Below are 12,495 nucleotides of genomic sequence, written 5' to 3' on the forward strand. Positions count from 1 at the left end.
TGAATTCTTGTGATAAAATATCTTAATAATTATAAGGTATTAAATGGTTACAGAATTTTTGACAACAACTTTATTAGGTGGAATTATTTATGATTTAATGAAAATAGGTGTTTCAAACTCTTATGAACTTGCTAAAAGATCATTAAAAGATTTTACAACATCAGAAGATGAAATCAGATATTTAAAATTAATTTTAGAAAAAGATATTTTAACTAAATCAGCTTTGTCAAAAGAAAAAATAATTGATATATTAGATAATAATGAAAAGATATCTTTCTTAATTAAAAAAGTAAAAAGAATGAATGTAAATTATGCGGAAACTATAAATATAAATACAATTAATAAAATCAGTGAGTTACCACATGTAGATGAAAAATTTCTTATATATAATAATAGAGGAGTAAGTTTTTTTCTAATAGGGATTGTATTAATTTCTATATTCTTACCTATACTTAAAACACCATACGTAATAGTAATAATAGGTATTCTTATGATAATTTTTTATCATTATATTGATAAAAAATTATCAAAATTTGTTACTATATATAATAATAAACTCGTAAATAATGGTGATGAGATAAAATATAAAGATATTAGTAGTCATTCAATGTATAGTGCTAATATTATTACATTGAAACTATATAATACTGGAAAACAAATAGATTATAAGGTGAAGTTACAATATCCTAGTGATATTGAGTTTTTAATTCATTGTATTGAGCAGTTTAGAGATTATAATAGGAATATGCCAATTTAGAGATTTATAGTTTATTTAATACAACACTATATGTTTATTTGTAAATCTATAACATAAGTTTAACCCAAAAACACCTTCAATTTCTCCACACATAATCCCATTGCAGTACTTTCATATCCTATCACTTCTTTGATATATGGCTTACAAAATCCCTCTACCATAATAGCTCCTGCTTTTCCCTTCCACTCATTTGAGTCTAGGTAGTTTTGCATGTCTTTTTTATCGAACTTTTCAAAGATATAAGTTGTGATGGATATGTCTATTAATTCTAGGGTTTTGCTTTTGTATTTCATACAGCTTATTACTGAGGTTTGGTTTCCGCTTTGTAGTTCTAACATTCTTTTGGCGTCGTTTTTATCTTTTGCTTTTCGTAGTAATAAATTATTTGCTGTTACTACTGAATCAGATACTAAGAGAGGGTACTCTTCTATACCATATCTTTTGTATAGTTCATCAAACTTTCCTAAGGTTGCTTGATAGGCGAAACTTTTTGGGTTTTGGGTTGTGATTGTATCTTCATCAAACTCTCCTCCACTTTGGATAAACTCTATATTATGAGCTTTTAGAATCTTAGCTCTAGTGGGTGATTTTGAACCTAATCTTATCAATAAACTTCCTTTTTAATTCAATTATGATATTTTACGCAAATGAAACAAAATATTAAATATAACTTACCAAAAGGTTTCGTTTTTATACTTGCAATTTTGGGTTCAATTACTCCTCTTGCTATTGATGTATATCTTCCAGCTTTTAAAAATATTGCAAATTATTTTTATACTTCTATTGATGAAGTTGAAATTACTTTAAGTATTTATCTTTTAGGTTTTTCTCTTGGACAACTGATTGGTGGTCCTTTATCAGATAGATATGGAAGAAAAATTTTTATATTTACAGGTTTATGTATATATATTACTTTTTCTTTATTGATATCCCAAGCTTCATCTATCCATGAACTTTGGACTTTTAGATTTTTTCAAGCTATTGGAGGTGGCTTTGCTGTTGTAAATACAAATGCTATTATTAGAGATATTTATCATGGAAAAGAATCAGCAAGAGTATTTTCTATCATCTCTATGATTATGATGGTGGCACCTATGATTGCTCCTATTATTGGAACTACGATTTTAAGTTTTTATTCGTGGAAGTATATCTTTATATTTTTAGCTATTTATACATTTTGTATAATTTATTTTATTACAAAATTACCAGAGACTTCGCCTAAAACAAAAAATAAAAATATCTTTAAAAGTTATGGAAGAATCTTTTTAAATAAAAAAGCGATACTTCTTATTTTAGCTGGTGGATTTGGTTTTTCTGGGATGTTTGTTTATATTACTAAGTCTTCATTTATTTATATGGATTATTTTGGAGTTGATGCAAAACATTTTACACTTTTATTTGGATTAAATGTATTTACTTTGATTATTTTTAGTAGATTAAATATGCACTTCTTAAAAAAATATGCAACCTTTACTTTACTTCGTTTTGGAGTATCTTTACAGTTATTAAGTGCCATAGGTTTATACACTTTTAATGAACATAATACCATAATAAGCGTTGCGATTTTTATTATGATATATGTAGGTGCATTAGGATTTATTTTTGCAAATGCTATTGCTTTGGTTCTTGAAGATTTTGGGGATATAAGTGCTACAACAAACTCTTTATATGGAGTGATAGGTTTTATTATTGCCTCATTTGTTGGATTTTTAGCAAGTTATTTCCATGATGATACTTTAAGCCCAATATTTATTTTGATGGCTACTACCTCTACTTTATCATTTTTGATATTACTATATATAAAAAAATTCAAAGTGTGATTTATGAAATATTATATTTATTTGGTTTTGGCAGTTTTATTTTGGTCAGGAAATGTTGTTGTAGGTAGATATGTTTCTACAGATATTTCACCCATGGAGTTATCATTTTTCAGATGGTTTTTTGTGGTGTTGATACTTTCACCTTATACTATAAAAAATAGCAAAAGATTAATAGCTATATTCAAAAAAAATCCACTATTATATTTACTTTGTGGGACCTTGGGTATTAGTGCTTATAATACTTTTATTTATTTGGGAGTAGAGCATTTAACAGCTACAAATACTTTATTAATAAACTCTTCAATTCCTATTTTTATAATTATTTTATCTTCAATATTAATAAATACAAAAATAACAAAACTACAAGGTTTTGGAATATTCCTATCGACTATAGGAGTTATATATTTACTATTAAAAGGTGAATACGAAGCCTTAATGAAATTAGAGTTTACAAGATATGATTTGTGGATTATTTTAGCTTGTATTACTTGGGCTATATATTCTATATATTTGAAGTTTAAACCAAAAGATATAAAGCCTTTAGAGTTTTTATCTATTATTACTTTTATTGGGGTTGTGATACTATTTTTAGTTTGCGTAATATTTGGATTTAAATTTGAGTATGGATTTTTGCATGATGATAAATTATTATTTACTTTAATGTATGTATCAATCTTTCCTTCTGTATTGTCATTTTATTTTTGGAACAGTGCAACATATGAAGTTGGAGCTACAAAGGCTGGTCAATTTATTCATCTTATGCCAGTTTTTGGATTTATTTTGGCATACATATTTTTAAATGAGTCTTTACATCCTTATCATATTGTAGGAATTGCTTTTATTGCTACAGGTATTTATTTATCAATCTTTTTTAAAAGGGTTCCAGTTGTTAAATAGTATTTCTGGAGTATTGATATTTTTATCTTTTCTATTTACAAATATTGCATATTTTATAGATAGTAATCTTTTGATTTATGCAAGTTGTTTTGCTTGGATAGCTTTTTTATTACTTTTTATTACCTTAGGTAAAAAGAAGATAATAGTTACACTTTTGGTTTTAAGTTTATTGTGCTTTTTATTTTCATACATAAAAGGTTTTGATATAAATATTATAAAAGCTTTGAGTATAAATCAGTATCTGCTTACTTTACTTATAGGAGTTACCTTTTTAAAACTTATTGCCACACCAAAGTTTGAAAAAAAAGCAAAAGTAGAATCAGGTAAAAGCTCTTTTTTTAAAACCTATTTAGGAGTGCATCTTTTTGGTTCAGTGATAAATCTTTCATCTTTGATTTTAATAGCAGATAAGATGTATAAAAAAGGTCCACTATCTAAACTACAGTTAATAGTACTTACAAGAGCCTTCTCTTCGGATGCTTATTGGTCACCATTTTTTGTAGCCTTTGCAGCTGCTTTAACATACTTGCCAAACTTTGATAAATCAACAATCTTTTTTACTGGAATCATACTTGCTTTTATAGCTTTAATAGTAACTTACTTAGAAGTTGGTAAAAAGTTTGAATTGGAGAGTTTTCAAGGTTATCCTATCTCTTTAGAGACACTTTATATCCCTGTGTTATTAGTTATATTTATTTTGATTACAAAATATTATGAAGAGAACTTGAAAGTTATTATTTTAGTGAGTATCTATTCTTTATTATTGACTATTTTTATTTCACTAATAAAAGTAAATTTTACAAAAACACTTCACTTATTTAAACAACATATTACAAGTGATTTACCTAAGATGAAGATGGAGATATCACTATTTTTGGTTGCTGGTCTATTTGGAGTTTCTGTAAGTACGATTTTAAATGGATACCATGTAAGCGTTCCATTTACGCAGTTTACTTATATAGAAGCTTCTATTACATTATTTACTTTTATAATATTATCTTTTATTGGAATCCATCCTATCATTACTATTGCTGTAATTGCTAGTTTTTTACTTCAATTCAATCATACTTTATTGGCAGTTACTTTTTTAATGGCTTGGGCGATTACGGTTTCTTCTTCACCTTTTAGTGGATTAAATTTGACTATTCAAGCAAGATATAATGTAGAAGCAAAAGAGGTATTTTTATTAAATCTTCCATTTGTAATAAAGATGTATATAGTTTGCGTAATAGCACTTTATATTTTAGATAAGTTTATACTATAAGATAATATCATACATATTTCATACATAATTTATATACTTAATAAAACTAACAATAAGAAGGGCAAATAAACTATGAGTCTATTTTTTTTAATTTTACTAAAAGTATTCCCTATTTATATCAATGTTATTTTGGGATATTTATCTACAAAATATCTTCATGTAAAAAGAGAATCAATAGCAGCTCTACTTATTTATATTTTAGGTCCTATTGTAGTTTTTTCAGCTACTTTGAGTGTGAAGATTAACTTTGCAGTTGCTTTTTTACCTATATTTTTATATATATTTTGTTCAGTTTTAGCTTTTGGTTCACTTTATTTGTTTAAAAATTCTTGGTCTGATCCTACAGGAAATATCTTAGCCTTTTCAGCAGGGACAGGAAATACTGGATATTTTGGTATTCCCCTTGCAATTATATTTTTTCCTCCTGCTTTAGCAGATATTTATATTTTTACAGTATTGACTTCTTTATTATATGAAAGTACGACAGGTTTTTATGTAACAGCAAAGGGTAATTTTACAGTTTCTCAAGCTTTAAAGAAAATGTCAAAGTTACCAATTCTTTATGCTTTTATTTTAGGAATTATATTAAACTTAGTAGGTTTTGAAATACCTCAAGCTATAAGTTCTTATACTGCGCAATTTAAAGGTGCTTATGGAATCTTAGGAATGATGATGCTTGGTATGGGATTAATTGGTTTAAAAAATAGTGATGATAATTTTGATGTGAAATTTATCTCTATAGCATTTTTTATGAAATTTATTTTTTGGCCTTTATCAATTGTAGGATTTATCTATTTAGATAAAACATTTTTTATGTTTTTAAATGAAGATTTATATAAAGTTTTATTTCTTTTTGCAATTGTACCTCTTGCTGGTAATACGGTAACTCTAGCAGTGTTATTAAATGCTAAACCAGAAAAGGCAAGCTTGGCTGTGTTTTTAAGTACAGTAGTCTCTGTTATAGCAATACCATTATATATATTTTGGTATGGAGGGTTTTAATTAGTATTTAAAATTCTTCTTGCTTTCCAATAGTGAACTCTCCAATATGGATTGGATAAACTAGATATCATCACTCCATTTGATGTTGATACATGCATAAAATCACCATGGCTTAAATATATTCCCACATGTCTAGAGCCCTTTTTACTTGTAAGAAAAAATACTAAATCCCCAGTTTTTAAATCTTTTTTATTGACACTTTTCCCACTTATTGACTGATAATATGTAGTTCTTGGAATATTTTTTCTAAGTTCTTTTCTATATACATCATAGACTAAATAAGAACAATCAATTCCACTTCTAGTTTGACCACCATATTTATATCCTACTCCTTGCCATTGTCTATAATGAGCAAGCAGAGCATCTGAAATATTTATATTATTATATGTCATAGTATTTTTGTATGTAGATAGGGGTTTTGTCGGAGTATAAGGATTTTTTGTAGAACAAGCAGTTATGAAAAATAATAAGAAAATTGAAAAGATTATAGTTCTCATGATATATCCTAAAAGAATTATGTAATATATCAAAAAAGAGCTAAAGAGTAAAGAGGATTAAAACCCTCTTAGTGTAACTCCTATAAAAATTGCAATAACTCCCAATATGATATTTGTAGGTATAAATATTTTTGCTATTGGCTCTAAAGTAGCTTTTGCAAGAGCTAATTCACCCTTATCAAAATACTTTTGAGCTTTGTTTCTTTTTATATAAATATAAATAAAGATTAAAGTCATAATAGTCCAAATAATCTCTTTTGCCATTGCAAACTTATATAAAGGAGTTGCTTTTAATTCAAGTCCTAAAATCATCATAATAGCTGTGATTAATAAAATTAAAATAGCAGGAATAACTAGATTAAAAAATCTTTGTAGGTTTTCTAAGGTTCTTGCTAATTTTATTTTAGGCTCTTCTATATTTTGCATAGAGTAATGAATAGCAAATCTAATAGCTATCATTCCTCCTACCCATAATACAGCAGAAATTACATGTAAAAATATAATTATATTTGGCATTGATAAAAACAACTCTTTCATTTTAAAGCCTTATAAATTTTCTTTTGCATAAGCTAGTGCTTTTGCTTTTGCCTCATCTACTTTTGATACATCTTTTCCCCCAGCTTGTGCGAAGTCAGGTCTACCACCTCCACCTCCGCCTACGATTGGAGCAATTTCTTTTATCCAATTACCAGCTTTGATATTTGTATTTTTACTTCCAGCTACAAGCATTACTTTGTCATCTTTTGCTTGGATTAAAAGTATTGCTACTTTTTCATTTCCATTTTTTGCATCATCAACTATTTTTTTGATATCACCATTTTTAACAATATCAACGATTACTTTTGTATCACCAATCATCTCTTCAGCTATTGGTGTAGTTGAGGCACTTTGAGCTTCAACTACTTCTTGTTTTAAAGTTTTTATTTGCTCTTTTAGTTTTTTAATACCAGAGATTACATCAGTGTTTTTGATTTCACTTTCTATCTCATTCATTTTAGAAATTATAGAATTAGTATATCTAATAGCAGCAGCTCCACAAACAGCTTCTATTCTTCTAACCCCTGCACTTACCCCTGATTCTTTTATAATATAAAAACTCCCGATATCAAGAGCATTTCTTACATGTGTTCCACCACAAAATTCCACAGAAACATCGTCAAAGTTTACAACTCTAACCATATCTCCATATTTTTCACCAAACATTGCAATAGCACCTTTTTGTTTAGCTTCTTCAATAGGAAGTTCTTCAACACTTCCTTTTAATCCTCTTGTAATCATAGAGTTAACTAAGTCTTGTACTTCTTCTATTTGTTCATTTGTCATAGCTTTTGGATAAGTAAAGTCAAATCTTAATCTTGAAGAATCATTTAATGAACCAGCCTGTGAAACAGTATCACCTAAAACCATTTTAAGTGCACTTTGTAAAAGGTGAGTAGCACTATGGTGTTTTGCAACTTCATATCTATTTACTACAACTGCACTTACAACTTCACCTTTTTGTAAACTTGAAGTTTCTACTTTTATTTTAGATAGATTTATTCCATGGAATTTTGAAGTCTCTTCAATAATCGCAATATGTTGTTTATCTTCTAAAGCTCCAATATCCCCACTTTGTCCACCACTTGTAGCATAAAATGGTGTTTTATCAAGCATTATCCAACCAGTTTTCCCTTTTTCTAAAGAATCAACTTCCTTGAATTTTTCATCAAGTAGAGTAACGATAGTACTTTTATATGAAGTATTTTCGTATCCAACAAATTCATTTACCCCGTATTTTTCAAGTAACACTTTAAAATCACCTTCACTAGCTTCATCTCCACTACCTTTCCAAGCAGCTTTAGCCTTAGCTTTTTGGGCATTCATAAGCTTATCAAAGGTTTCAATATCTACTTTTAAATCTTTTTCTCTTAACATATCTTCTGTTAAATCTAAAGGGAATCCATAAGTATCGTATAGTTTAAAAGCAACTTCACCTGAAAATAGTTTTTTTGTATTTACTAACTCATCATTAAATAAAGTCATTCCTGAAGCAATAGTTTTGAAAAATCTCTCTTCTTCAAGTTCTATTTGCTCTTTTATAAATGAACTTTGCTCTTTTAAATCTGTATAGTGTTCACCCATCATAGATATTAATACATCAACAAGTTTTGACATAAATGCTTCTCTAAAACCTAATAAATAACCATGTCTAACAGCTCGTCTAAGAATTCTTCTATTTACATAAGGACGACCTTCATTTCCAAATAAAATACCTTGAGAAAGCATAAATGATACAGCTCTTAAGTGGTCAGCAATTACTCTATATGAACCAATAGTCTCTTTTGTTGGTTGTTTCTTAGCTAATTTTGCTACTTCATTTACAAGTGGTTTAAAATTAGACGAATCAAAATTATTTAAAACACCTTCTTTTATGGCAATAACTCTCTCTAATCCCATTCCTGTATCAATTGATGGTTTTGGAAGTGGAGTTCGAACACCATTACTTTGTTCATATTGCATAAATACTAAGTTCCAGATTTCTAAAAATCTATCACCATCTCCACCTAAATAGTCTTCATCACTTCCAAAGTTTTCAACACCTTGGTCATAAAAGATTTCACTACAAGGACCACAAGGACCTGTATCACCCATAGCCCAGAAATTGTCTTTATCTCCAAATCTTTTGATTCTTGTAGGGTCAATATGTTTTTTCCAAATATTAAAAGCTTCATCATCAGTTTCATGTATAGTTACCCATAATTTATCAATAGGTAAGGCTAGATTAACTGTAATAAATTCCCAAGCATAAGCTATAGCATCTTCTTTAAAATAATCACCAAATGAGAAGTTACCTAACATTTCAAATAATGTATGATGCCGTGCTGTATATCCTACATTTTCTAAGTCATTATGTTTACCACCAGCTCTAATACACAACTGACATGATGTTGCAGTTGGGTTTTTTGGGGCTGGAATAGCACCTGTAAATATGTCTTTAAATTGAACCATACCTGCATTTGTAAAAAGAAGCGTTGGGTCATCTGGGACTAGTGGCATAGAAGATATTACTTCATGTCCTTTGTTTTTAAAAAAATCTAAATACTCTTTTCTAATATCCATGTAAATTTCCAATTATAATTTAAGAGCAAATATTCTAGCTAAAATATAATTTATTAAAGATTATATGCAAAAAAGTACAAGTTTATTTAAAGTTTAAGTATGTATAATTTTTGAAATAATACACATAAAGGAACGTTGATGGGTAAATATATAGAATTGACACAAGATAACTTTGAAGCAACAGTAAAAGAAGGAATCTCAATGGTAGATTTCTGGGCACCATGGTGTGGACCTTGTAGAATGTTAGCTCCAGTAATTGACGAATTAGCTGGTGATTTCGAAGGAAAAGCAAATATTTGTAAAGTAAATACTGATGAAGAGCAAGATTTAGCTGTTAAATATGGTGTTAGATCTATCCCTACAGTAATTTTCATGAAAGATGGAGAAGTTGTTGATCAAATGATTGGTGCTGCTTCAAAACAAGCTTTCTCTGATAAGATTAACTCTTTATTATAATAAATAATAAATACTTTTAAAAAGGGCAAGAGATTTTTTCTTGCCCTTTTTTTATTTCTAATATTAAATTTCCTTTAAAAAAAGATTCTAAAAAATAAATCAATTGCATACTTAATCTATATTAGTGTTTAATACGACAAATATTATTAAAGGATAAAAATTATCTTTTAAAGAATTAACTAAAAGGAAAGAAGAAGATGTTAGATTTAGCGATAATCGGAGGCGGACCAGCAGGATTAACAGCAGGTTTGTATTCAACAAGAGGTGGATTAAAAAATGTAACGATGTTTGAGATGGGTATGCCAGGTGGACAAATCACAGGAAGTAGTGAAATAGAGAATTACCCAGGACAAGTAGAAATAATAAGTGGGATGGACTTGATGGAATCATGGCCAATTCAAGCTATGAGATTTGGCTTAAAACATGAGATGAATCAAGTAATTAAAGTAACAAAAACAGGTGAAGTGTTTACAGTAGAATTAAGTGATGGGACAAAACAAGAAGCAAAATCAGTATTGCTAGCAACAGGATCAGTTCCAAAAAAAGGTGGATTTAAAGGAGAAGATGAATTTTTCGGAAGAGGAGTATCAACTTGTGCCACTTGTGATGGGTTCTTTTATAAAAATAAAGAAGTAGCAGTAATAGGAGGAGGAGACTCAGCTTTAGAAGAAGCAGTTTACCTTTCAAAGATGTGTTCAAAAGTATATTTAGTGCATAGAAGAGATACATATAGAGCAGCACCAAGTACAATAGAACATATGAAAGCTTGTGAGAATATAGAAGAAGTAAGTAATGTAACAGTAGAAGAAGTATATGGAGATGTTACAGGAGTACTAGGAATAAAAGTAAAAAGTAAAGAGACAGGTGATATAAGAGATTTAGCAGTACCAGGAGTATTTACATTTGTAGGAAGAGATGTATTAAGTGATAGCTTAAAACAAGAAGATGGAAGTTACCTATGTGAAGTAAATGAAGCAACAGAAGTAGTGGTAGATTTAAAGATGAGAACAAATGTACCAGGATTATATGCCGCAGGTGATGTAAGAATAGATGCAGCGAAACAAGTAGTATGTGCAGCTGCTGATGGTGCTACTGCTGCTGTTAATATTATTGAATATGTTGGTTAAAATAAGTATTTATATATTAAATGACTCTCAAAAGGAGATAAAGTAGACTTTCTTTATCTTCTTTCTTCCTTAAATTATAAAATTAAAGAAATAAATTTAAAAATGTCACACTAATGCCATATCAAACATATATCATTTCATAAATAACGAAATGAAAGGTTTATTATGAGCAATAATATGAAAATGGCGCTTCCAATTTTAGTCGCAATTATTGTCGCACTTCTTCCTACACCTGAAGGTTTAGCAGTAGATGCACAATATTTCTTTGCAGTATTCTTAGGAGTAATTGTTGGTTTAATCTTAGAACCAATTCCACCTGCACTAATAGGTTTAGTGGGTGTTGCTTTTTCTGCAACATTTGGATTAGTTGGTGATAGTGCAAAAGCTTCAGCAAAATGGGCTTTAAGTGGTTTCTCTAATGGGGTTATATGGTTAATTTTTGCAGCATTTATGTTTGCTCTTGGTTACAAAAAATCAGGACTTGGTAAAAGAATCGCATTGATTTTGGTTAAAAAATTAGGTAAAACTACTTTAGGATTAGGATATGCAGTAGCATTTGCAGATGGAATCCTTGCTCCTTTTATGCCTTCAAATACAGCAAGAAGTGCAGGAACAATTTTCCCTATTGCTATTAATATTCCACAAATGTTTGATTCATTACCAGATCATGAACCACGAAAAATAGGATCATATATCTCTTGGGTAGCTATTGCTGCAACTTGTGTGACAAGTTCTATGTTCTTAACAGCACTTGCACCAAACTTACTTGCAGTCTCACTTGTTGAAAAAAATATTGGTGTCTCAATTAGTTGGGGTAGTTGGTTTGGTACTTTAGCAGTTATTATGATTCCATTGTTTTTATTAGTACCATACCTTGCTTATTTAGTATATCCACCAGAACAAAAAGTATCACCAGAAGCTCCAACATGGGCAGCTAAACAACTTAAAGAAATGGGTTCTATTACTAAAAAAGAAATCACAATGTTATGTTTAGGTATGTTGGCTCTTGCAATGTGGATTTTTGGTGGTCAAATTGGTGTAAATAGTACAGTTGCAGCTATTGCTGTACTTTGTTTACTTGTATTATTCGATGTAATTAATTGGGAAGATGTTATTACGAATAAAGCAGCAATAAATGTATTTATTTGGTTTGCAACACTTGTAGCTATGGCTTCTGGTCTTAAAGAAGTTGGTTATCTAAAATGGGCATCTGGATTAATTTCTACTTGGTTAGTTGGAATGGATCCAATAATGATTGGAGTTGTACTATTAGTATTATTCTTCTTATTCCATTACTTATTTGCAAGTGTTACAGCTCACACAGTAGCATTATTACCACTATTTTTAGGAATAGCAGCAAATTTAGTTCCAGTTGAAATGCTTCAACCACTAGCTATTCTTTTTGTAGGATCATTAGGTCTTATGGGTATTATCACTCCATATGGAACAGGTCCATCACCTATTTGGTATGGAGCTGGATATATATCACAAGCTACTTGGTGGAAATTAGGTTTTATTTTTGGAGCTATATATTTAGGAGCTTTAGTTGCTCTTGGATTTGTAATCCTATAAAACA

At 29.1% G+C, this 12,495-nt stretch carries 12 protein-coding genes; 8 read left to right on the forward strand and 4 right to left on the reverse strand.

Going from position 1 to position 12,495, the window contains the following annotated elements:
* The first annotated feature begins 43 nt into the window (after positions 1–43).
* The gene (locus ACNI3D_RS02210; protein ID WP_419768089.1) at positions 44–757 is read left to right on the forward strand and encodes a hypothetical protein; all 714 of its coding nucleotides are present in this window, start codon (positions 44–46) and stop codon (positions 755–757) included.
* 59 nt (positions 758–816) lie between these two features.
* On the opposite strand, the gene maf is transcribed toward ACNI3D_RS02210, so the two are convergent.
* Positions 817–1,365: a septum formation inhibitor Maf gene (maf, locus tag ACNI3D_RS02215; protein WP_419768090.1), complete on the reverse strand. Its 549-nt coding sequence runs from the start codon at positions 1,363–1,365 to the stop codon at positions 817–819.
* Between the two features lie 39 nt (positions 1,366–1,404).
* Between maf and ACNI3D_RS02220 the strand changes: the two genes are divergently transcribed.
* The 4 genes from ACNI3D_RS02220 to ACNI3D_RS02235 all read left to right on the forward strand — a co-directional run bounded on the left by ACNI3D_RS02220 (position 1,405) and on the right by ACNI3D_RS02235 (position 5,740).
* Positions 1,405–2,577, forward strand: coding sequence for a multidrug effflux MFS transporter (locus ACNI3D_RS02220; RefSeq protein WP_419768091.1), 1,173 nt, complete (start codon positions 1,405–1,407; stop codon positions 2,575–2,577).
* 3 nt (positions 2,578–2,580) lie between these two features.
* The gene (locus tag ACNI3D_RS02225) at positions 2,581–3,474 is read left to right on the forward strand and encodes a DMT family transporter (RefSeq protein WP_419768092.1); all 894 of its coding nucleotides are present in this window, start codon (positions 2,581–2,583) and stop codon (positions 3,472–3,474) included.
* The gene (locus ACNI3D_RS02230; protein ID WP_419768093.1) at positions 3,464–4,738 is read left to right on the forward strand and encodes a tellurium resistance protein TerC; all 1,275 of its coding nucleotides are present in this window, start codon (positions 3,464–3,466) and stop codon (positions 4,736–4,738) included. The genes ACNI3D_RS02225 and ACNI3D_RS02230 overlap by 11 nt, the downstream gene beginning before the upstream one ends.
* A 72-nt stretch (positions 4,739–4,810) precedes the next feature.
* Positions 4,811–5,740 (forward strand): AEC family transporter, encoded by a 930-nt coding sequence (locus tag ACNI3D_RS02235; protein ID WP_419768094.1) that lies wholly within the window; start codon positions 4,811–4,813, stop codon positions 5,738–5,740.
* On the opposite strand, the gene ACNI3D_RS02240 is transcribed toward ACNI3D_RS02235, so the two are convergent.
* The 3 genes from ACNI3D_RS02240 to alaS are packed head-to-tail and all read right to left on the reverse strand — an operon-like array spanning position 5,737 to position 9,336.
* Positions 5,737–6,237, reverse strand: coding sequence for a C40 family peptidase (locus ACNI3D_RS02240; RefSeq protein ID WP_419768095.1), 501 nt, complete (start codon positions 6,235–6,237; stop codon positions 5,737–5,739). The genes ACNI3D_RS02235 and ACNI3D_RS02240 overlap by 4 nt on opposite strands.
* 57 nt (positions 6,238–6,294) lie before the next feature.
* Positions 6,295–6,774, reverse strand: a complete 480-nt coding sequence (locus ACNI3D_RS02245) for a hypothetical protein (protein WP_419768096.1) — start codon at positions 6,772–6,774, stop codon at positions 6,295–6,297.
* Between the two features lie 9 nt (positions 6,775–6,783).
* Positions 6,784–9,336, reverse strand: a complete 2,553-nt coding sequence (gene alaS / locus ACNI3D_RS02250) for an alanine--tRNA ligase (protein ID WP_419768097.1) — start codon at positions 9,334–9,336, stop codon at positions 6,784–6,786.
* Between the two features lie 138 nt (positions 9,337–9,474).
* Here alaS and trxA point away from each other — a divergent pair, with 138 nt between their 5' ends.
* The 3 genes from trxA (at position 9,475) to ACNI3D_RS02265 (ending at position 12,491) form a co-directional block, all read left to right on the forward strand.
* Entirely contained in the window at positions 9,475–9,792 is a 318-nt protein-coding gene (trxA, locus tag ACNI3D_RS02255) for a thioredoxin (RefSeq protein WP_129101022.1), read from the forward strand.
* 197 nt (positions 9,793–9,989) lie between these two features.
* On the forward strand, positions 9,990–10,919 hold the full coding sequence (gene trxB, locus ACNI3D_RS02260; protein WP_419768098.1) for a thioredoxin-disulfide reductase: 930 nt from the start codon (positions 9,990–9,992) through the stop codon (positions 10,917–10,919).
* 165 nt (positions 10,920–11,084) lie between these two features.
* On the forward strand, positions 11,085–12,491 hold the full coding sequence (locus ACNI3D_RS02265) for a DASS family sodium-coupled anion symporter (protein WP_419768099.1): 1,407 nt from the start codon (positions 11,085–11,087) through the stop codon (positions 12,489–12,491).
* The last annotated feature ends 4 nt before the right edge of the window (positions 12,492–12,495 follow it).

The organism is Arcobacter siniprincipis (SeqCode) (assembly GCF_048571125.1).
Lineage (GTDB): Bacteria > Campylobacterota > Campylobacteria > Campylobacterales > Arcobacteraceae > Arcobacter > Arcobacter siniprincipis.

What these genes read in the sequence shown, in the direction of transcription:
- ACNI3D_RS02240 (WP_419768095.1), bottom strand. Translation starts at nt 6,237, where the DNA reads ATGAGAACTATAATCTTTTCAATTTTCTTATTATTTTTCATAACTGCT.
- ACNI3D_RS02220 (WP_419768091.1), top strand. Translation starts at nt 1,405, where the DNA reads ATGAAACAAAATATTAAATATAACTTACCAAAAGGTTTCGTTTTTATA.
- ACNI3D_RS02245 (WP_419768096.1), bottom strand. Translation starts at nt 6,774, where the DNA reads ATGAAAGAGTTGTTTTTATCAATGCCAAATATAATTATATTTTTACAT.
- alaS (WP_419768097.1), bottom strand. Translation starts at nt 9,336, where the DNA reads ATGGATATTAGAAAAGAGTATTTAGATTTTTTTAAAAACAAAGGACAT.
- trxA (WP_129101022.1), top strand. Translation starts at nt 9,475, where the DNA reads ATGGGTAAATATATAGAATTGACACAAGATAACTTTGAAGCAACAGTA.
- ACNI3D_RS02225 (WP_419768092.1), top strand. Translation starts at nt 2,581, where the DNA reads ATGAAATATTATATTTATTTGGTTTTGGCAGTTTTATTTTGGTCAGGA.
- trxB (WP_419768098.1), top strand. Translation starts at nt 9,990, where the DNA reads ATGTTAGATTTAGCGATAATCGGAGGCGGACCAGCAGGATTAACAGCA.
- ACNI3D_RS02265 (WP_419768099.1), top strand. Translation starts at nt 11,085, where the DNA reads ATGAGCAATAATATGAAAATGGCGCTTCCAATTTTAGTCGCAATTATT.
- ACNI3D_RS02210 (WP_419768089.1), top strand. Translation starts at nt 44, where the DNA reads ATGGTTACAGAATTTTTGACAACAACTTTATTAGGTGGAATTATTTAT.
- ACNI3D_RS02235 (WP_419768094.1), top strand. Translation starts at nt 4,811, where the DNA reads ATGAGTCTATTTTTTTTAATTTTACTAAAAGTATTCCCTATTTATATC.